The following is a 20502-nucleotide window of genomic DNA, read 5'->3' on the forward strand; positions in this document are numbered from 1 at the left end:
AAAAGGGGACGCCCTCATCCTCGTACGCGGGAAGAAACCGCACTACCGGTGCCGCCGCCACCGATCCCGCCGCCGTTCCCGAGGCCACCCAGCACGTCCGGCGGGATGTTGATCTCCGGCCACGGGTTGCCGCCACCGCCGCCACCGCCGGGACCGCCACCCGGCTTGCCATCATCGTGGCCGCCGCCGCCGTCACCACCGTCACCGCCACCACCGTCGCCGCTATCGCCCCCGTCCCCGCCCCCGTCATGCCCCTTGTCCCCACCGGGAAGATGCACGGAGTTGAAGCCGGGCGCCGGCTTGCCCGCCAGGGCGCCGCTCATCGCGTCGCGCCAGATCGGACCCGGCACCTCGCCACCGAAGACCTTGTCGTACGGGACGCCGCCGATGGTGATGTCGACCATCTGCCGCTTGTGCTGCGGGTCGCCGACCCAGACCGCGCCCGACATGTTCGGGGTGTAGCCGACGAACCAGGCCGCGTAACGGAAGTCCGTCGTACCCGTCTTGCCCGCGCTCGCCCGTGAACCGAGACCGGCCTTCTGGCCCGTGCCGTCCTCGACCACGCCCTTCAGGAGGGTGTTGATCGTGTCCGCGGTCTTCTCCGACATCGCGCGCGAGCACGTCGACTTCGGCACCGGCAGCGACTTGCCGGCGAGCGTGGTGATCGACTCGATGGCCACCGGTGAGCAGTAAGTACCGCGCGAGGCGAACGTCGCGTAGGCGCTCGCCATCGTCAGCGGCGACATCTCCTGGGTGCCCAGCGCGATCGACGGCGCCTGCGCGATCTCCTTGCCGTCGGCCCGCTCGACGCCCATCTTCTCGGCGAGGCGCGTCACGGGGCAGATGCCGATGTCACCGATGAGCTGCACGTAGTAGGTGTTGACCGACTTGGCGGTCGCTTCCTTCATGCCGTACGGACCGACCTCGGTCTCGTTCTCGTTGGTGAGTTTCTCGTTGTTGGTGTTCACCCAGGTCTTGCCGTCACAGGCCGAGACGCGCTCCGGATACGGCATCTCGTACGGGGACGAGTAGCTCTGCCCGGCCGACTTGCCGCCCTCCAGGGCGGCCGCCGCGACGATCGGCTTGAACGTCGAACCGGGCTGGTAGCCCGCGCCGCCGCCCATGGAGTCGTCCACGGAGAGGTTGATCGTGGTCTCGTCCTTCTGGAAGCCGTAGGGCCGCGACTGGCCCATGCCGAGGATCCTGCCCGTGCCCGGCTCGACCATCGTGGCGGCGGTCGCCACGTCGTCGGTCTTGTTCACGTGGTTCTTGATCGACGCCTGCACCGAGTCCTGCGTCTGCGGGTCGAGCGTCGTACGGACCTTCAGGCCGCCGCGGTTCCAGACCTTGGCGCGCTCTTCCTTCGTCTTGCCGAAGACCGGGTCGTTGAGGAAGACCTCGCGTACGTAGTCACAGAAGAAGCCGGCGCCGCTGACCGCGGTGATGCAGCCGTTCTTGGGGCGGCTCACCTTCAGGCCGAGGTCCGTCTTCTTGGCCTCGTTGGCCTCCTGCTGCGAGATGTCGTGCGTGTCGGCCATCCGCTGGAGCACCACGTTGCGCCGCTGGGTGGCCTCGGTCGCGTCGTTGACCGGGTCGTACCGGCTGGGGGACTGCACGATGCCGGCGAGGAGCGCGGCCTCCTGGAGCTTCAGGTCCTTGGCGTGCTTGGAGAAGTACCGCTGGGAGGCGGCCTCGATGCCGTACGCCTGCTGACCGAAGTAGGTGATGTTCAGGTAGTTCTTGAGGATGCGCTTCTTGCCGAGCTTGTCCTCGACCTGGATCGCGTACTTCAGCTCGCGGATCTTGCGGCCCAGCGTCTGCTGCGTGGCCTCGGCGACCTTCGTCGGGTCGTCGCCCGCCTCCTCGACGAAGACGTTCTTCACGTACTGCTGCGTGAGCGTCGAGGCGCCCTGCGAGACGCCGCCGCTCTGCGCGTTCTGGTTGAGGGCGCGCAGGATGCCCTTGAGGTCGACCGCGCCGTGCTCGTAGAAGCGGGAGTCCTCGATCGCGACGATCGCCTTCTGCATGTACGGCGAGATGTCCTTGAGCGGGACGACCGTGCGGTCACGTGAGTAGACGGTGGCGATCTGGCCGCCCTCGTTGTCCAGGATGCTGGTGCGCTGGCTGAGTGGCGGCTGCTTCAGATTGGCGGGGATCTCGTCGAACCCCTCGACCGAACCCTTGGCCGCGAGACCCAGCGCGCCGAAGGCGGGCAGCGCGATTCCGGCCAGCACCGCACCCGCGAGCACACTGACCCCGAGGAACTTCGCGGCCTGCTGAGCCGGTGACAGACCGCCACCCGAGCGCTTCTTTCCCATGAGTGCAGCCTACGTTCTGATTCGCCGGACAGGCCTGAATGCCTTGGCCTAAGCTGCTCTCAACTGTCACAGCAGCGGGGCGCAGCAACAAGCCCCTCCGTCGTTCCCGAATCCGACGAAATTATGCCCGAATTCGCCTTTTGTGGCGCCAGGTGTCCGTTGTGACTCAACTGAACCGTCCCGGTTTGCCGGGTTCCTCACGCATGTCGCCCGCTCACTCCGTCGGGTGATCTGCCGCTTACCCATAGTCCGTTCGGGCCATCCAAGATTGGGCCCGAAGGGGGTGTTGCGCTGTGCCCACCTTCCGTAACGTCCTCAACTGGCGGCGGTGAATATGCCGCTGCCGCCGTGGGGGAGCCTCGATTCGGGAGAGGACGGCGCCGGTATGGGCTGGGTAACCGACTGGAGTGCGCAGGCGGCCTGCCGCACTACCGATCCAGATGAACTGTTCGTTCAAGGAGCAGCGCAGAACAGGGCCAAGGCGGTGTGCACCGGATGTCCGGTGCGGACCGAGTGCCTGGCCGACGCGCTCGACAACCGCGTCGAGTTCGGCGTGTGGGGTGGCATGACGGAGCGTGAGCGCCGCGCACTGCTGCGCAGGCGTCCCACCGTCACCTCATGGCGCAGGCTCCTGGAGACCGCGCGTTCCGAGTACGAGCGCGGCGCGGGCCTGCTGCCCGTGGACTTGGAGGACGAGGAGACGTACGAGAGCTACGCCGCGGTGGGATAGGCCGCCCCCGGAGCGATCGCCCGGGAGCGGCACACGGAAGCGGTATAGCGATACGGCGGTATACGGAAGCGGTGTAGCGGGACAGCGGAACACGGAAGCGGTGTACGGAGGGGTGCGCGGTCGGCGTGGCGTCAGCCTGCCAGCCGGTCCCCGATGGCCCGCAGCCCCGCCAGGTCGTGCACATCGCCCGGCAGCGCGGCCACTTCGGCGACCGCCACCTCGGGGTGGCGCGCGGTGAAGCGGTCACGCGTGCGCTGTTCACGCGCGAGCAGCTGCATCCGCTCGGCGTGCAGCCGCAGCAGCCCCACGGTCAGCTGCTCGACGGACGGGTCGGCCGACGTGTCGGCCGCGGGCTCGGGGTGTTCGGAGTTCTCGGGAGTGGCCGGAGTCGAAGTCGCTTGCGTATCAGGGGAGTTACGATCCCCAACCTTCCCGTCCTCCTGATCCACAATGCCGCCCTCCTCAAGATTTTCCGCGGCGGCGAGCGCCCGCTCGGCCGACAGCTGGGCGGCGCCACTGCCGTGCACACGGTTCAGCACCAGGCCGGCCAGCGGCATGTCGTCGGCGGCCAGGCGCTCCACGAAGTACGCGGCCTCCCGCAGCGCGTCCCGCTCCGGCGAGGCCACCACGAGGAACGCCGTACCGGGCGCCTGCAACAGCCGGTATGTGGCGTCCGCCCGCGTGCGGAACCCGCCGAACATGGTGTCCATCGCCGCCACGAACGTCTGTACGTCCTGCAGCAGCGGCCCGCCGAGCAGCTTGCCCAGCGCCCCCGTCATCATCGACATGCCGACGTTGAGGAACTTCAGCCCGGCCCTGCCGCCCACCTTCGCCGGCGCCATGAGCAGCCGGATCAACTTCCCGTCCAGGAAGGAGCCGAGGCGCTTGGGCGCGTCCAGGAAGTCCAGCGCCGAGCGCGAGGGCGGGGTGTCGACGACGATCAGGTCCCACTCGTCACGCGAGCGCAGCTGCCCCAGCTTCTCCATCGCCATGTACTCCTGCGTGCCCGCGAAGCCCGCCGAGAGCGACTGGTAGAAGGGGTTGCCCAGGATCGCGGCGGCCCGCTCCTTGTCCGCGTGCGCCTCGACGATCTCGTCGAACGTGCGCTTCATGTCGAGCATCATGGCGTGCAGCTCGCCGTCGCCGTCGCCCTCGACGCCCTTGACCCGCCGCGGCACGTTGTCGAGCTGGTCGATGCCCATGGACTGGGCGAGCCTGCGCGCCGGGTCGATCGTGAGTACGACGACCTTGCGGCCCCGCTCGGCCGCGCGCAGCCCTATGGCGGCCGCGGTGGTCGTCTTGCCCACGCCCCCGGAGCCGCAGCACACCACGATGCGGGTCTTCGGGTCGTCGATCAGGGCGTCGACGTCCAGCGCGCGGGTGGCGTCCAGGGGCCGCCCCGAATACGAGGTCCCTGCCGGGTCCGAAGTCCCCGCCGGGTCCGAGGCCCGTGCCGAGTCCGAGGTCCGTGCCGGTTCCGGGGTCATGCGATCCCTTGCTTCCGCAGTGCCGTGGCGAGCTCGTAGAGGCCCGCGAGGTCCATGCCGCCCGCCAGCAGCGGGAGTTCGTGCAGGGGCTGGCCGAAGTCCGCGAGCACGGCACGCTGGTCGCGCTCCAGGGCGTACCGCTCGGCGTACTCCGCGGCCTGCTCAAGGAGCGGGTCGACCAGCCGCTCGGCGTTGCCCCCGCGGCGCGCGCCGCCGAGGCCCGCGGCGGAGAGCGACTTGGCGATGGCGGTACGGGGCGCCCGCTCCAGACCCAGCTCGAGCTCGGCCTCGTCGAGCAGGGCCGACCGCACCATGTTCACGATGACGCGCCCCACGGGCAGCCGCGCGGCCCGCAGCTCGGCGATGCCGTCCGCGGTCTCCTGGACGGGCATCTCCTCGAGCAGGGTCACCAGGTGCACGGCGGTCTCGGGCGACTTGAGCACCCGCATCACGGCCTGCGCCTGATTGTGTATGGGCCCGATCTTCGCGAGGCCCGCGACCTCGTCGTTCACGTTCAGGAAGCGGGTGATGCGGCCGGTCGGCGGGGCGTCCATCACGACACAGTCGTACGCGAACCGCCCGCTCCTGTCCTTCCTGCGCACCGCCTCGCAGGCCTTGCCGGTCAGCAGGACGTCCCGCAGGCCCGGCGCGATGGTGGTGGCGAAGTCGATGGCGCCGAGTTTCTTCAGGGCCCGGCCCGCGCCCCCCAGTTTGTAGAACATCTGGAGGTATTCGAGCAGTGCCAGCTCGGGGTCGATGGCGAGGGCGTACACCTCCCCGCCCCCGGGAGCGACGGCGATCTTCCGCTCCTCATAAGGCAGCGCCTCCGTCTCGAAGAGCTGCGCGATGCCCTGCCTGCCCTCGACCTCGACGAGAAGGGTGCGTTTGCCCTCCGTCGCGAGGGCGAGCGCGAGGGCCGCGGCCACCGTGGTCTTGCCGGTACCGCCCTTGCCACTGACGACCTGGAGCCTGCTCACACCGGTGAGCCTAACCAGTCCCCGCCCGGGCTAAGCAGGAGGCCACCGTGAGCATCGCCTCACACCGACTACAGTCGGCCACATGACCAAGTGGGAATACGCAACCGTGCCTCTGCTCGTCCATGCCACGAAGCAGATTCTGGACACCTGGGGCGAGGACGGCTGGGAGCTGGTCCAGGTCGTGCCCGGGCCGAACAACCCCGAGCAGCTGGTGGCCTACCTGAAGCGCGAGAAGCAGGCATGAGCGGGGCTGTCGAGGCCCGCCTCGCCGAGCTGGGCCTGACGCTGCCGGACGTCGTGCCGCCGCTGGCCTCGTACCAGCCGGCCGTCCAGTCCGGTGTGTACGTCTACACCGCGGGCCAGCTCCCGATGGTGGAGGGCAAGCTCGCCGTGACCGGCAAGGTCGGCGCCGAGGTCACCCCGGAAGAGGCCAAGGAACTGGCCCGCACCTGCGCGCTGAACGGTCTGGCCGCGGTGAAGTCGATCGCCGGTGACCTCGACCGCATCGCGCGCGTCGTGAAGGTCGTCGGCTTCGTGGCCTCCGCCCAGGACTTCACCGGCCAGCCCGGAGTGATCAACGGCGCGAGCGAGCTGCTCGGCGAGGTGCTCGGCGAGAAGGGCGTGCACGCGCGCAGCGCCGTGGGCGTGGCCGTACTGCCGCTGGACGCGCCGGTCGAGGTCGAGTTCCAGGTGGAGCTGACGTCTCCGTAGGGCGTGAGCTGACCTCTCCGTAGGGCGTGATTGTTGCCTCTCGAACATCAGCTCACTAGGGGATAGCCTCCGCCCATGGCAAATGGGCAGTGGTATCCCCCGGAGTGGCCCGACCGCATCCGCGCCCTCGCGAGCGGTGAGCTGACTCCGGCGACCCCGCGCCGCGCCGCGACCGTCATGCTGCTCAGGGATGGGCAGGACGGACAGGGCGGACAGGACGGGCGGGAAGGCCACGGGACGGGGAACGGCGCGAAAGGTGCGCCCGAGGTACACATGCTGCGCAGACGCGCCTCCATGGCCTTCGCCGGGGGCGCGTACGCGTATCCGGGCGGGGGCGTCGACCCGCGCGACGACGACCATCTGGTGCGCTGGGCGGGGCCCACGCGCGCGTGGTGGGCCGCCCGGCTCGGCGTCGAGGACGAGGCCGCGGCCCAGGCGATCGTCTGCGCGGCGGTCCGCGAGACGTACGAGGAAGCGGGCGTGCTGCTCGCAGGCCCCACTCCGGAGACCGTCGTCGGTGACACCACGGGGGACGACTGGGAGGCGGACCGCGAGGCGCTGGTCGCCCGCGACCTGTCCTTCGCGGACTTCCTGGACCGCAGGGGGCTGATCCTGCGCAGCGACCTGCTCGCGGCCTGGGCCCGCTGGATCACTCCGGAGTTCGAGCCCAAGCGCTACGACACGTTCTTCTTCGTGGCGGCGCTTCCGGAGGGCCAGCGCACCCGCAACGCCTCTACGGAGGCGGACCGTACCGTCTGGATCCGCCCGGCGGACGCGGCCGCCCGCTACGACGAGGGCGAGCTGCTCATGATGCCGCCGACGATCGCCACGCTGCGGGCGCTGAGCGGCTACGGGACGCCTTCGGAGGCGCTCGCCGGGGCCTCGGCGCAGGACATGACCCCCGTGCTCGCCCAGGCGCGGCTGGAGGGCGGCGAGCTGGTGCTGTCCTGGCCGGGCCACGGCGAGTTCACCAAGCGGATCGCGTCGGGCGGCGGACGGTGACGTTCATGGCCCCGCTCCGGCTCCCGCTCCCACCGCCACGCGCCGCACGCCAGGCCCGCCCGAACCCCTCGACCCCGACGGGAGTCACCCCCGCATGACAGAAGCCGCCGCCCTCCCGGGCCAGCCCCGGGGCGGAGTCCTCAGCGGGCCCGCCACCGACCGCGCGGTCAACGTCCTCGCGCCCAACCCCTCCGCCATGACGCTGGACGGCACCAACACCTGGATCGTCGCGGAGCCGGACTCCTCCCTCGCGGTGGTCATCGACCCGGGCCCGCTCGACGACGCCCATCTGAGCCGCGTCATCGAGACCGCCGAGAAGATGGGCAAGCGGGTCGCCCTGACCCTCCTGACCCACGGTCACCCCGACCACGCGGAGGGCGCGGGCCGCTTCGCCGAGCTGACACGGACTCACGTACGCGCCCTCGACCCCGCCCTGCGCCTGGGCGACGAGGGCCTCGGACCCGGGGACGTGATCACCACGGGCGGCCTCGAACTGCGCGTGGTCGCCACCCCCGGCCACACCGCGGACTCGCTCTGCTTCCATCTGCCCGCCGACCGGGCCGTCCTGACGGGCGACACGATCCTCGGCCGCGGCACGACGGTCGTGGCGCACCCCGACGGCCGTCTGGGGGACTATCTCGACTCCCTGCGCCGGCTGCGCTCCCTGACGGTCGACGACGGCGTCCACACGGTCCTGCCGGGCCACGGGCCGGTCCTCGACGACGCCCAGGGGGCCGTCGAGTTCTACCTCGCGCACCGGGCCAACCGGCTGGCCCAGGTCGAGACGGCTGTGGAGAACGGCCACACCGAGGCCGCGGCCGTCGTCGCACACGTGTACGCGGACGTGGACCGCTCCCTGTGGCCCGCCGCGGAGCTGTCGGTCCGGGCACAGCTGGAGTACCTACGGGAGCACGGCCTGATCTGACGGCCCGCTTTCGGCGCCCCGGGTGGCCGCACTTCAGCCGAGTATGTGGATGGGCCCCGCCTCTCCAAGAGGCGGGGCCCATCCCCGTACAGAAAATCAGCGCCCAGAAAATCAGCGCGCAGAAAATGAACGCCCAGACACAGCGTCAGCGCGACCGCTTGGCGAGCCGCTCCACGTCCAGGAGGATCACCGCACGCGCCTCCAGGCGCAGCCACCCGCGCCCCGCGAAGTCCGCCAGCGCCTTGTTGACCGTCTCGCGGGAGGCGCCGACCAGCTGGGCCAGCTCTTCCTGCGTGAGGTCGTGCACGACGTGGATGCCTTCCTCGGACTGCACGCCGAAGCGGCGCGACAGATCGAGCAGGGCGCGGGCCACGCGGCCCGGCACGTCGGAGAAGACCAGGTCGGACATCTGGTCGTTGGTCTTGCGCAGCCGTCGGGCGACGGCACGCAGCAGCGCCGCGGCCACCTCGGGCCGGGCGTTGAGCCACGGCTGGAGGTCGCCGTGGCCGAGGCCGAGCAGCTTCACCTCGGTGAGGGCGGAGGCGGTGGCCGTCCGCGGACCCGGGTCGAAGAGCGAAAGCTCACCGATCAGCTCGCCGGGGCCGAGCACCGCGAGCATGTTCTCGCGGCCGTCGGGCGAGGTGCGGTGGAGCTTCACCTTGCCCTCGGTGACCACGTACAGGCGGTCTCCGGGGTCGCCCTCATGGAAAAGCGCATCCCCGCGCGCGAGCGTCACCTCACTCATGGAGGCGCGGAGCTCCGCGGCCTGCTCGTCATCGAGCGCCGCGAAGAGCGGGGCGCGCCGCAGAACGTCGTCCACGAGTTCTCTCCTTGTCGACCTGCATCAGGGGACCGTGTTCCCCAGTTTGCCGGACGGTCCAAACAGTGTGATCAGTCACAAGTCTGCCGCACCGGCGTGGCGTGCTGTGCGGGAGGGGGCCAATTGGGGGCCGATCCATGAGGCCAAGGACGGATGTCAGTGTCGGGCTCTAGGCTGGCCGGGTGTCCAAAAAGCCGGTGAGAGCACAGGCCAAGGGGGCTGCGAAGGCGGCCGCACCCCGCGATTCCGCTGTGGGCGAACATGCGTCCGGGGAGTCGGGTAATCCGACAAATCAGACGGGCGGGGCGCGTGCGGAAGGTACGCCCGCCGCCCGGCCGGCGCGTACTACGCCCTCCGTGGGGAAGACCGGCCCCATAGCGAAGAAGTCAGCGTCCACCACGAGGAACTCAGGGCCCGCCGTGCGAAAGTCCACCTCCGCCCCCACCCCCGCGTCGCCCGCCAAGAAGTCGGCGACCCCTGCGATCAAGCCCCCCGCCATCCCGCCGCAGGAGTCCCGCACCGCTCTCGTCCGCCGCGCCCGGCGGATCAATCGCGAGCTGGCCGAGGTGTATTCGTACGCCCACCCCGAGCTCGACTTCGAAAACCCCTTCGAGCTTCTGGTCGCCACGGTCCTCTCCGCGCAGACCACCGACCTGCGCGTGAACCAGACGACCCCGCGCCTGTTCGCCAAGTACCCCACCCCGGAGGACCTGGCCGCGGCCGTCCCCGAGGAGGTCGAGGAGCTGATCAGGCCCACCGGGTTCTTCCGCGCCAAGACGAAGTCGATCATGGGTTTGGCGAAGGTGCTGCGGGACGACTTCGGGGGCGAGGTGCCGGGCCGCCTGGACGACCTGGTCAAGCTGCCCGGTGTGGGCCGCAAGACCGCGTTCGTCGTCCTCGGCAACGCCTTCGGCGTCCCCGGCATCACTGTGGACACGCACTTCGGCCGCCTGGTCCGCCGCTGGAAGTGGACCGAGGAGACGGACCCGGAGAAGGTCGAGACGGCCGTCGCCTCGCTCTTCCCGAAGAGCGAGTGGACGATGCTCTCGCACCGGGTGATCTTCCACGGCCGCCGCATCTGCCACTCCCGCAAGCCCGCCTGCGGCGCCTGCCCGATCGCCCCGCTCTGTCCGTCGTACGGGGAGGGCGAGACCGACCCCGAGAAGGCGAAGAAGCTCCTGAAGTACGAGATGGGCGGCTTCCCGGGCCAGCGGCTCAAGCCCCCGGCGGACTACCCGGGGAAGCCCGCGCCGCCGCTGGCCGAGGGGTGAGACGGCGCACGGTGGAACGAACGCGGGGGCAGACAGCGTTGTCCAGAGACGGACGGGGGTGCAGATGACGCACGCGAACCACACGACCAGCACGACCAGTACGGCCAACACGCCAAGCGGGGCCCACAGGACCGGCCCGGACGGCGTGATGGACGGCCTGCTCAGTACCGAAGGCCTGCCCCCCTGGCTGACCCCCGTCGCCCGCGCCGCCGAGACCATCGAGCCGCTTCAGCTGAGCCGCTTCCTGCCCCCAAAGAGCGGTGCCGGGCGACAGTCCGCGGTGCTCGTCCTCTTCGGGGAGGGCGAGCGCGGCCCCGAGCTGCTCCTGATGGAGCGCGCGGGCTCCCTGCGCTCCCACGCGGGGCAGCCCTCCTTCCCCGGCGGCTCCCTCGACCCCGAGGACGGCGACCCGCGGACGGACGGCCCCCTGCGCGCCGCCCTGCGCGAGGCCGAGGAGGAGACCGGCCTCGACCCCCGGGGCGTCCAGCTCTTCGGCGTGCTGCCGCGCCTGTTCATCCCGGTGAGCGATTTCGTCGTGACGCCCGTACTGGGATGGTGGCGCGTCCCGAGCCCCGTCGGCGCCGTCGACCTGAACGAGACCGCCCGGGTCTTCACGGTCCCCGTGGCCGATCTCACGGACCCGGCGAACAGGGCGACGGCGGTCCACCCCCGTGGGCACACGGGCCCGGCGTTCCTCGTCGAATCCGCTCTGGTCTGGGGTTTTACGGCCGGAGTGATCGATAGAATTCTGCACTTCGCGGGCTGGGAGCGCCCCTGGGACCGCAGTCGGCAGGTCCCGCTCGACTGGCGCGCATGACAAGGTTGCGGGGACGTGGCGGCCGCGATGCGAGGCGAGGATTGAATCGGTGAACGTGCTGGACATCCTGTTGCTGCTCGCCGCGGTCTGGTTCGCGATCGTCGGCTACCGCCAGGGCTTCGTGGTCGGCATCCTCTCGGTGATCGGGTTTCTCGGCGGCGGACTCGTCGCCGTCTATCTGCTGCCGGTCATCTGGGACGCCCTGACGGACGACGACGCGGCGGCGGTGAGTACGACAGCGGCGGTGGTCGCCGTCGTCATCGTGATCGTCTGCGCCTCGATCGGCCAGGCCCTCACCACCCACCTCGGCAACAAGCTGCGCAGACACATCACCTGGCAGCCCGCCCGCGCCCTGGACGCGACGGGCGGCGCGCTGGTGAACGTGGTGGCGATGCTGCTCGTCGCCTGGATGATCGGCTCCCTCCTCGCGGGCACGACGCTGCCGACGGTCGGCAAGGAAGTGCGCAACTCCAAGGTGCTCCTCGGGGTCTCGCGCGCGCTGCCCGCCCAGGCCGACACGTGGTTCAACGACTTCTCCTCGGTCCTCGCGCAGAACGGCTTCCCGCAGGTCTTCAGCCCGTTCTCGAACGAGCCGATCACGGAGGTCCAGCCCCCCGACCCCAAGCTCGCCAAGAGCAAGGTCGCCACGACCGCCAAGCGCTCCATCGTGAAGGTCCGCGGCGAGGCCCGCAGCTGCGGCAAGGTCCTTGAGGGCACCGGCTTCGTCTTCGCCGACCGCCGCGTGATGACCAACGCCCATGTGGTCGGTGGCGTGGACGAGCCGACGGTCCAGATAGGCGATCAGAACCAGACGTACGACGCGAAGGTCGTCCTCTACGACTGGGAGCGGGACATCGCCGTACTGGACGTGCCCACGCTGAAGGCGCCGCCGCTGAAGTTCACGTCCAAGGACGCGACGAGCGGTGCCGGAGCCATCGTCGCGGGCTTCCCGGAGGACGGGCCGTATGACGTCCGCCCCGCGCGTGTGCGCGGCCGCATCACCGCCAAGGGCCCGGACATCTACCACCGCGGCACCGTGCACCGTGATGTGTACTCGCTCTACGCGACCGTCCGCCAGGGCAACTCCGGCGGCCCGCTGCTCACCCCCGACGGCAAGGTCTACGGCGTGGTCTTCGCCAAGTCCCTGGACGACCCGGACACCGGTTACGCACTGACGGTGGACGAGGTGCGCGAGGACATCGAGCGGGGCCGCACCGCCAACCAAGAGGTCGACAGCCAGGGCTGCGCGCTCTAGACCGCGGGAAGCGAGGGGCTGGGTCAGTCGCGCGTATGCCGGAGCCGCGCGGAGACCCAGCGGGCCCTGCGGCGGAGGATGCGGGGGATTCCCATGTCTTGAGGGGGGCCGTGATGGCCCGGATCCTGCGGCCCGCCCCTCTCGCGGCTGTTCAGCGCTGCGGCCGAGCGGCGATTGCGTGCTACGTCACTGTAGTCGTGCGTCCAGCCCATACTGCGACGTTTGCCCGTGCCTCATGGTCGGTAACCGCGCCCGAGCGCCCCAATTGGCCTATGCGCCGGGCAATTGGCGTTCGTAGGACAAGTGTTCCCGTGCCGTTGGCCTCGCTGTTGGCCGCGCGTGGGGCCGCGCGTGGGGCCGGGGCGTGGCTCAGCGGTCCGGTTCGGGGTCCTTCAGCCAGTTCACCAGCTCCGTGGAGAACGCCACCGGGTCCTCCTCGTGCGGGAAGTGCCCGAGCCCGTCGAACAGCCGCCAGCGGTAGGGCGCTTCGACGTACTCACCTGACCCCGCCGCGCTCCTCGTACGCATCACGGGGTCGAGCGAGCCGTGCAGATGCAACGTCGGCACCCGCACCGGCCGCTTCATGCGGCGGTTGAACTGGATGCCGTCGGGCCGTGCCATCGACCGCACCATCCAGCGGTACGGCTCGATCGCGCAGTGCGCCGTCGAGGGGATGCACATGGCCCGCTGGTACGCCTCCACCGCCTCGTCCTCCGGCAGGCGGGGCCCCGACCATTCCCGGACCAGACGCCCCACCAGGGCGCCGTCGTCCGCGACCAGTTGACGCTCGGGCAGCCAGGGCCGCTGGAAGCCCCACACGTACGACCCCGCGGCGGTCTGCTTCCGGTCGGACAGCATCGCCGAGCGCCAGCGCCGGGGATGCGGCATCGAGGAGACCGCGAGGCGGCGCACCAGCTTGGGCCGCATCACGGCGGCCGTCCACGCGAGATACCCGCCGAGGTCGTGCCCGACGAGCGCGGCGTCCGGCTCGCCGAGTGAGCGCACGACGCCGGTGATGTCGAGCGCGAGGTTGGCCGGGTCGTAGCCGCGGGGGGTGCGGTCGCTGCCGCCCACGCCCCGCAGGTCCATCGCGACCGCCCGGAACCCCGCGTCGGCGAGCGCCACCAGCTGGTGCCGCCACGTCCACCAGAACTGCGGGAAGCCGTGCAGCAGCAGGACCAGCGGCCCGTCGCCCATCTCCGCGATGTGGAAGCGCGCCCCGTTGGCCGCCACGTCCCGATGGGTCCAGGGCCCTTCGACGCGTACGGCCGAGGCCGGTTGCGCCGAATGGGCGGTGGCACCCAGCGTGGGGCCGAGCCGCGCGGGGCTGTGCGTGGGGCCGTGCTGCGCGGGGCCGGTGGGGGCCTGGTCCTGATGGGCGGGGTCGGTCATGAGGACGAGCGTGCCACAGTGGCCCCCGTCTCACCGACTCGGACGTCAAGGGCGGCGGCCGGGCTCACCGGGCGGGGATGCGGCTTGACGTTCCCCAGTACGGCCGCCGTCTGCTTGGCCGAGGCGGCGACCTTCTGCGGGCCCTTGCCCTTCTTGGCCTTCTTGGCGAAGACCACGCCGATCAGCGCGAGCACGCCCGCCACCAGCACATTGGCGGCGAAGGACAGCAGGAAGCAGACCGCGAGGTTCCAGCCGCTCCAGGTACGGATGCCGTACGCGAGCGCGAAGCTCAGCATGGGCAGCGAGAAGATGAGGACCGCTCCGGCCGCGGCGAACGCGCCACCGCCGATCGCACCGCGCTTGACGTCCTGACGCAGCTGGGCCTTGGCCAGTGCGATCTCGTCGTGCACCAGCGCGGACATCTCACCGGTCGCCGAGGCGACCAGCTGGCCGAGGCTGCGCTCGGCGCCGACGGGTCCGTCGGGTGAGCTCATCGCGTTCTCCCCTTTTTCTCTTCTGGTGTCTCTTCTGATCTCTTCTGAGGCGTGTCTGCTCAGACTTCTGAGATATGTCTGCTCAGATCATGCCGGACCGTTGCCATCCTCGCGTTCCCCACCCGACACTTCGGCAAGCCTGCGGTGCTCCGCGGCCTTCTTCTCGTAGATGGCGGCCATCCGGAGGTGGTACTCCGGGTCGTCCATCTCGTAGATGTCGGGCACACCGCTGAGGTCGTCGTCGCGCTCCTCTTCCTCCCACAGCTTGCGGTACTTGACGTTCCGTACCTTCAGCAGGATCCCGGCGAGCACGGCCGCTATGAGCGAGCCGGTCAGGACGGCGGCCTTGATCTCGTCGGTGAGCAGCGGGTCCTCGGCGAAGGCGAGTTCACCGATGAGCAGCGAGACGGTGAATCCGATGCCGGCGAGCGAGGCGACCGCGAAGACGTCCGGCCAGGCCAGGTCGTCGTTGAGTTCGGCCTTGGTGAAGCGCGCGGCGAGCCAGGTGCCGCCGAAGATGCCGACCGCCTTGCCGACCACGAGACCGAGCACCACACCGAGCGTCTCCGGCTTGGTGAATACGTCGCCGAGCACGCCGCCCGAGACGGACACACCGGCGCTGAAGAGGGCGAACAGCGGTACGGCAAGGCCCGCGGAGAGGGGTCGTACGAGATGTTCGATGTGCTCGCCGGGGGAGTGCCGCTCGCTGTCGTCCTCCTTGTGGCAGCGCAGCATCAGGCCCATGGCGACGCCCGCGATGGTGGCGTGGACGCCGCTGTTGTACATCAGGCCCCAGATGGCCAGCGCCAGCGGCACGTAGATGTACCAGCCGCGTACCCGCTTCCTGAGCAGCAGCCAGAAGACGGCGAGGCCGAGGGCGGCGCCGCCGAGCGCGGCGAAGTTCAGGTCGCTGGTGAAGAAGACCGCGATGATCAGGATCGCGAAGAGGTCGTCGACGACGGCGAGGGTGAGCAGGAAGGCGCGCAGCGCGGACGGCAGCGAGGTGCCGATGACCGCGAGGACCGCGAGCGCGAAGGCGATGTCGGTGGCGGTCGGCACGGCCCAGCCGTCCATCGAGCCGCCGCCGAAGGTGTTGGTCAGGACGTAGACGAGCGCGGGCGCGGCCATGCCGCAGAGCGCCGCGACGACCGGCAGCGCGGCGGCCTTGGGGTCACGCAGATCGCCCGCGACCAGTTCGCGCTTGAGTTCGATGCCCGCCACGAAGAAGAAGACGGCGAGCAGCCCGTCGGCCGCCCAGTGCTGGAGGGAGAGGTCGAGCCCGAGCGAGGCGGGCCCGAGGTGGAAGCCGCGCATCGACTCATACGAGCCGCCGGCCGTGTTCGCCCAGATCAGCGCGGTGACGGCCGCGATCAGCAGCAGGACTCCGCCGACCGTCTCGGCGCGCAGCGCTTCGGCGACGAAATTCCGCTCGGGCAGGGAGAGCCTGCCGAGGACCTTGCGGCGGGGCTGGGGGGCGGGCGCGGTCACGGGGTCGACCTCCGGTCGGTAGGCAGGGCTGAGCACATGCCGACCAGACTTCCCGGCGCACCTAGGTACTTCTGTTCGCTTCTCGTTCGCGTGACTTCTTGTCGCGATGTTGACGCGATTCTTAGCCTACCTAACGTACGCGCGGACGCATCCGGTGATCTTCACACTAGACGCGCGAAGGGCACCCGGCGCGTCGCCGGGTGCCCTCAACCTTCGTATACGCCGTACGACCTCTACCGCGTACGACCTTGTACCGCGTACGAGCCTCTGCCGCGGGCGGCGTCAGTCCTCGCTCGGCGCCGCCGGGAGCCGCGTCTGGATCAGCTCCATCACGGAGGAGTCCGTGAGCGTGGTGACGTCACCCAGCTCGCGGTTCTCCGCGACGTCCCGCAGCAGGCGCCGCATGATCTTGCCGGACCGCGTCTTCGGCAGCTCCGCCACCGGGAGGATCCGCTTCGGCTTCGCGATCGGCCCGAGCGTGGCGCCCACGTGGTTGCGCAGGTCGGCCACGAGGCCCTCGTCCTCGGCGTTCGCCGTGCCCCGCAGGATCACGAAGGCGACGATGGCCTGGCCGGTCGTCTCGTCCGCCGCGCCCACGACCGCCGCCTCGGCGACCGACGGGTGCGAGACGAGCGCGGACTCGACCTCGGTGGTGGAGATGTTGTGCCCGGACACGAGCATCACGTCGTCCACGCGGCCGAGGAGCCAGATGTCGCCGTCCTCGTCCTTCTTGGCGCCGTCCCCGGCGAAGTACCGGTCCTGGAAACGCGACCAGTACGTGTCGATGAACCGCTGGTCGTCGCCCCAGATGGTGCGCAGCATCGACGGCCACGGCTCGGTCAGGACGAGGTAACCCCCGCCGCCGTCCGGCACTTCGTTCGCCTCGTCGTCGACCACGGTGGCGGCGATGCCCGGCAGCGCGCGCTGGGCGCTGCCCGGCTTGGTCTCCGTCACACCCGGCAGCGGCGAGATCATCATGGCGCCGGTCTCGGTCTGCCACCAGGTGTCGACGATGGGGCACTTGTCGGCGCCGATGTTCTTGCGGTACCACATCCACGCCTCGGGGTTGATCGGCTCGCCGACCGAACCGAGGACCCGCAGGCTGCTGAGGTCGAACTTCGCGGGGATGTCGTCGCCCCACTTCATGAACGTACGGATCGCCGTCGGCGCGGTGTAGAGGATCGTCACCCCGTACTTCTGGACGATCTCCCAGAAACGGCCCTGGTGGGGGGTGTCGGGAGTGCCCTCGTACATCACCTGCGTCGCGCCGTTCGCCAGCGGGCCGTACGTGATGTACGAGTGGCCGGTGACCCAGCCGACGTCGGCCGTGCACCAGTAGACGTCGGTCTCCGGCTTGAGGTCGAAGACGGCGTGGTGGGTGTAGGCCGTCTGGGTGAGGTAGCCACCGGAGGTGTGCAGGATGCCCTTCGGCTTACCCGTGGTGCCCGAGGTGTAGAGGATGAAGAGCGGGTGCTCGGCGTCGAAGGCCTCGGGGGTGTGCTCGGTGGACTGCCGCCCCGTGATCTCGTGCCACCACACGTCGCGGCCCTCGGTCCACGCCACGTCCTGCTTGGTGCGCTGGACGACGAGGACCTTCTGGACCCCCTCGACCCGGCTCACGGCCTCGTCCACGGCGGGCTTGAGCGCGGAGGGCTTGCCCCTGCGGTAGCCGCCGTCGGCGGTGATGACGACCTTGGCGTCGGCGTCCTTGATGCGGGCGGCGATGGCGTCCGCGGAGAAGCCGCCGAAGACCACCGAGTGCGCGGCGCCGATGCGGGCGCAGGCCAGCATCGCGATGACCGCCTCGGGGATCATCGGCAGATAGACGGCGACCCGGTCGCCCTTCTCGACGCCCAACTCGGTCAGCGCGTGCGCCGCGCGGCTGACCTCGTCCTTCAACTCGGCGTAGGTGAGGGCCCGGCTGTCGCCGGGCTCACCCTCGAAGTGGATCGCGACGCGCTCGCCGTTCCCCGCCTCGACGTGGCGGTCGACGCAGTTGTACGCGACGTTGAGCTTGCCGTCGGCGAACCACTTGGCGAACGGCGGGTTCGACCAGTCGAGCGTCTCGGTCGGTTCCGTCGCCCAGGTCAGCCGGCGGGCCTGCTCGGCCCAGAAGCCGAGCCGGTCAGCCTTGGCCTGTTCGTATGCCTCCGCGGTGACGTTGGCGGCGGCCGCCAGCTCCACCGGCGGCGCGAAGCGACGCTCCTCCTTCAAGAGGTTGGCCAGGCTTTCATTGCTCACGACATCTCCCTTGCGCTGCATTGCCGGGGGCGACCGTTGTGTCCGAAGCCACAGCTCATCAGACGCGACCCGTGGTGACAAGGGCCTGCCGAAAATTGGTTTAGACCTTTACCCGTCAGGTGTTCGCCTGGCGCGTACCGGCCTGCTCGGCCTCGACCAACGCCATGGGCTCCACCTGGTCGAAGACCTCGTCGGGGAGGTACTCGGCGCCGTCGGTCTCCGTCAGCAGATACGCCTGCGCCTCCGCGACATGGAAGTACATGCCGTGCAACTCCAGCTCGCCGTCGGCGAGGCGGCGCGCCACCGCCTCGTGCGCCTTCAAGTGCTCCAACTGCTGGACCACATTGGTGAGACAGAGCTGCTCGACGGCGTCGGCGGGCGCCCTGCCGGAGAGCCGCGCCCACGCCTTGTCCTGCGCGCCCAGCCGCTCCAGGCTCGGCAGGCCGTGCCGCAGCCAACGGCGCAGCGGCGTCTGGGCGCCCCCGGGCGGGGTGTTGAGCAGCGCCTGCATCGCACCGCACCCGGAGTGCCCGCACACGGTGATGGACCGCACCTTGAGCACGTCGACCGCGTACTCGATCGCGGCTCCCACCGAGTCGTCCCCGCTCTCGGCGCCCGGCAGCGGCACCAGATTGCCCACGTTGCGTACGACGAAGAGGTCGCCGGGGCCGCTGGAAGTGATCATCGAGGTGACGACCCGGGAGTCCGCGCACGTGAGGAAGAGCTGCGCGGGCTGCTGCCCCTCGCGCGCGAGCCTGGCCAGCTCGCCCCGCACATGGGGCGCGGTGTCCCGCTGGAACGCGCTGATGCCGCTGGCCAGTTGGTGCGCGCTGGGTCGGCCCCGGCCCGTGTCCTGCTCCTCCTGGGGGCGGTCGCAGTGGTGATTGCGCCAGGGCGTCCACGGCCGGCAGCAGGAGTGCGAGGCACTCGCGGGCTCGGCGATGCGGGTCCCGTCGCGCCCGGTGATCTCCACACGGGCGCCGTGCGCGGCGTGCTCCTCCTGCCAGCACTGGAGCGATTCGTACGCCGCGTGATCCATGAAGGAGCCGTCCAGCTCCACGACGACGTCCTCGCCGTGGGGCACGAGATGCAGCGTCCTGCTGAGCCTCGGCACCGCGAGGAACGTCAACTGGCCGCGTGCGCGCACGTGGTGGACGCCGTCCCGCACCTCGTGCGTGATCCGGGTGCGGGCGAGGCGGTGCAGGGCGACGGCCACGGCGACGGCGACGCCGAGGGCGACGCCCTGGAGGACGTTGAGGAAGACCACGCCGACCGTCGTCACGGCGTAGACGAGGATCTCGCGGTGGCGGGTGATGGTACGGATGTGGTTCAGGCTGACCATCTGGATGCCGACGGCCATGACGAGCGCGGCGAGGGCGGCGAGGGGGATCAGCTCCAGGGCGGGGACCAGGAGCAGCGCGGCCAGCACCACCCAAACGCCGTGCAGCATCGTGGAGTTCCTGCTGACAGCGCCCGCGCGCACATTGGCCACGGTGCGCACCGCGACCCCGGCGACGGGCAGGCCGCCGAGCGCGCCGGAGACGATGTTGGCACTGCCCTGGCCGAGCAGCTCGCGGTTGAGGTCGGAGCGGCGCACGTCCGCGTGCAGATCGCGCTGCTTGGAGACGAGCTTGTCGACGGCCACGGCGCCGAGCAGCGACTGCACGCTGCACACCAGCGTGATCGTGAGCACGGCGGCGACGAGCCCGAGCACGGGGCCTTCGGGGAGCCCCACCAGCGCGTGACTGCGCCATGAAGGAAGCTCGACCCGGTCCAGGCGCAGCCCGGCGGCGGAGGCTACACCGGTCGCGAGGGCCACCGAGACCAGGGCCGCGGGCACGGCACGCGCCACGCGCCCGGCGCGGCCGGGGATCCGTGGCCAGAGCAGCAGCACGGCGAGGGTGAGCAGGCTGATCGACAGGGCGGCCGGATGCAGGTCGGCCAATTGGGCGGGCAGCGCCCGGAGGTTGTCGACCACGGCGCTCTGCGGGGTGCCGCCGAGCACGATGTGCAGTTGCGCGACGGCGATGGTGACGCCGATGCCCGCCAGCATGCCGTGCACCACGGCCGGGCTCACGGCGAGCGCGGTGCGGGCCACGCGCAGGCAGCCGAGCCCCAGTTGCGCCAGGCCCGCGAGGACCGTGATGGCGCAGGTGGTCCGCCAGCCGTACCGCTGGATGAGGTCGGCGGTGACGACGGTGAGCCCGGCGGCGGGGCCGCTGACCTGGAGCGGTGAGCCGCCGAGCCGTCCGGCGACGATGCCGCCGACGGCGGCGGCGACGAGGCCCGCCTGGAGGGGCGCTCCGGTGGCGAGGGCGATGCCGAGGGAGAGCGGCAGGGCGATCAGGAAGACGGCGATCGACGCGGAGAGGTCGGCCCCCGCGATGCGGAACCTCCTTCCGGGCGGTGGGGCCTGGGGGGTGCCGGCACCTGGGGTCGGGGCCGAGTCGGTGGTGCGAGTGGGGACGCAGGCAGACATTTTTCCCGTCTCCTCCGGGGCAGCGCGGTCGCGGGACATGGGGTCCTCCGGCGGTCTCCGGAGGGCGGGTCGCGGCCGTGGGTCACGGCGTGCAG

The 20502-nt window shown here is 70.6% G+C and carries 18 protein-coding genes; 8 read left to right on the top strand and 10 right to left on the bottom strand.

Going from position 1 to position 20502, the window contains the following annotated elements; translation table 11 throughout:
• Nucleotides 1-14: 14 nt before the first annotated feature.
• Nucleotides 15-2318 (bottom strand): transglycosylase domain-containing protein, encoded by a 2304-nt coding sequence (locus DMA15_RS20180; protein ID WP_125514187.1) that lies wholly within the window; start codon nucleotides 2316-2318, stop codon nucleotides 15-17.
• A 385-nt stretch (nucleotides 2319-2703) separates the two neighbouring features.
• Here DMA15_RS20180 and DMA15_RS20190 point away from each other — a divergent pair, with 385 nt between their 5' ends.
• Nucleotides 2704-3048 (top strand): WhiB family transcriptional regulator, encoded by a 345-nt coding sequence (locus DMA15_RS20190; protein WP_030782081.1) that lies wholly within the window; start codon nucleotides 2704-2706, stop codon nucleotides 3046-3048.
• Between the two features lie 131 nt (nucleotides 3049-3179).
• Here the strand turns inward: DMA15_RS20190 and DMA15_RS20195 are convergent, their stop codons facing one another.
• Entirely contained in the window at nucleotides 3180-4535 is a 1356-nt protein-coding gene (locus tag DMA15_RS20195; protein WP_125514188.1) for an ArsA family ATPase, read from the bottom strand.
• Nucleotides 4532-5512 (bottom strand): ArsA-related P-loop ATPase, encoded by a 981-nt coding sequence (locus DMA15_RS20200; protein WP_125514189.1) that lies wholly within the window; start codon nucleotides 5510-5512, stop codon nucleotides 4532-4534. The genes DMA15_RS20195 and DMA15_RS20200 overlap by 4 nt, the downstream gene beginning before the upstream one ends.
• Nucleotides 5513-5594: 82 nt before the next feature.
• Between DMA15_RS20200 and DMA15_RS20205 the strand changes: the two genes are divergently transcribed.
• The 4 genes from DMA15_RS20205 (at nucleotide 5595) to DMA15_RS20220 (ending at nucleotide 8150) form a co-directional block, all read left to right on the top strand.
• Nucleotides 5595-5756, top strand: coding sequence for a DUF4177 domain-containing protein (locus DMA15_RS20205; RefSeq protein ID WP_003975360.1), 162 nt, complete (start codon nucleotides 5595-5597; stop codon nucleotides 5754-5756).
• The gene (locus DMA15_RS20210) at nucleotides 5753-6223 is read left to right on the top strand and encodes a RidA family protein (protein ID WP_125514190.1); all 471 of its coding nucleotides are present in this window, start codon (nucleotides 5753-5755) and stop codon (nucleotides 6221-6223) included. The genes DMA15_RS20205 and DMA15_RS20210 overlap by 4 nt, the downstream gene beginning before the upstream one ends.
• A 75-nt stretch (nucleotides 6224-6298) precedes the next feature.
• Entirely contained in the window at nucleotides 6299-7225 is a 927-nt protein-coding gene (locus tag DMA15_RS20215; protein WP_125514191.1) for an NUDIX hydrolase, read from the top strand.
• Nucleotides 7226-7319: 94 nt separating this feature from the next.
• Nucleotides 7320-8150: an MBL fold metallo-hydrolase gene (locus DMA15_RS20220; protein ID WP_125514192.1), complete on the top strand. Its 831-nt coding sequence runs from the start codon at nucleotides 7320-7322 to the stop codon at nucleotides 8148-8150.
• Between the two features lie 145 nt (nucleotides 8151-8295).
• On the opposite strand, the gene DMA15_RS20225 is transcribed toward DMA15_RS20220, so the two are convergent.
• Nucleotides 8296-8970 (bottom strand): Crp/Fnr family transcriptional regulator, encoded by a 675-nt coding sequence (locus tag DMA15_RS20225; protein WP_016642758.1) that lies wholly within the window; start codon nucleotides 8968-8970, stop codon nucleotides 8296-8298.
• A gap of 419 nt (nucleotides 8971-9389) precedes the next feature.
• Between DMA15_RS20225 and nth the strand changes: the two genes are divergently transcribed.
• From nth to DMA15_RS20240, 3 genes are all read left to right on the top strand, one after another.
• Nucleotides 9390-10241 (top strand): endonuclease III, encoded by an 852-nt coding sequence (nth, locus tag DMA15_RS20230; protein ID WP_240659871.1) that lies wholly within the window; start codon nucleotides 9390-9392, stop codon nucleotides 10239-10241.
• Between the two features lie 148 nt (nucleotides 10242-10389).
• Nucleotides 10390-11058: a CoA pyrophosphatase gene (locus DMA15_RS20235; RefSeq protein ID WP_240660233.1), complete on the top strand. Its 669-nt coding sequence runs from the start codon at nucleotides 10390-10392 to the stop codon at nucleotides 11056-11058.
• A 49-nt stretch (nucleotides 11059-11107) separates the two neighbouring features.
• Entirely contained in the window at nucleotides 11108-12313 is a 1206-nt protein-coding gene (locus DMA15_RS20240; protein WP_125514195.1) for a MarP family serine protease, read from the top strand.
• Between the two features lie 23 nt (nucleotides 12314-12336).
• Here the strand turns inward: DMA15_RS20240 and DMA15_RS37555 are convergent, their stop codons facing one another.
• The 6 genes from DMA15_RS37555 to DMA15_RS20270 all read right to left on the bottom strand — a co-directional run bounded on the left by DMA15_RS37555 (nucleotide 12337) and on the right by DMA15_RS20270 (nucleotide 20407).
• Nucleotides 12337-12525, bottom strand: coding sequence for a hypothetical protein (locus DMA15_RS37555; protein ID WP_125514196.1), 189 nt, complete (start codon nucleotides 12523-12525; stop codon nucleotides 12337-12339).
• A gap of 157 nt (nucleotides 12526-12682) precedes the next feature.
• Complete coding sequence (locus DMA15_RS20250) at nucleotides 12683-13705, bottom strand: alpha/beta hydrolase (protein WP_240659872.1); 1023 nt, start codon at nucleotides 13703-13705, stop codon at nucleotides 12683-12685.
• A complete protein-coding gene (locus DMA15_RS20255; protein WP_125514197.1) occupies nucleotides 13702-14199 on the bottom strand; it encodes a phage holin family protein in 498 nt (165 codons plus the stop codon). The genes DMA15_RS20250 and DMA15_RS20255 overlap by 4 nt, the downstream gene beginning before the upstream one ends.
• An 87-nt stretch (nucleotides 14200-14286) precedes the next feature.
• Nucleotides 14287-15687 carry a Na+/H+ antiporter NhaA gene (nhaA, locus tag DMA15_RS20260; protein WP_125514198.1) on the bottom strand — a complete coding sequence of 467 codons (1401 nt, stop codon included), beginning with the start codon at nucleotides 15685-15687 and terminating at the stop codon, nucleotides 14287-14289.
• A gap of 282 nt (nucleotides 15688-15969) precedes the next feature.
• Nucleotides 15970-17949, bottom strand: coding sequence for an acetate--CoA ligase (acs, locus tag DMA15_RS20265; protein ID WP_125514199.1), 1980 nt, complete (start codon nucleotides 17947-17949; stop codon nucleotides 15970-15972).
• Between the two features lie 94 nt (nucleotides 17950-18043).
• Entirely contained in the window at nucleotides 18044-20407 is a 2364-nt protein-coding gene (locus tag DMA15_RS20270) for a SulP family inorganic anion transporter (RefSeq protein ID WP_125514200.1), read from the bottom strand.
• Between the last annotated feature and the right edge of the window lie 95 nt (nucleotides 20408-20502).

This window comes from Streptomyces sp. WAC 01529 (assembly GCF_003945545.1).
GTDB classification, from domain to species: Bacteria; Actinomycetota; Actinomycetes; order Streptomycetales; family Streptomycetaceae; genus Streptomyces; species Streptomyces anatolicus.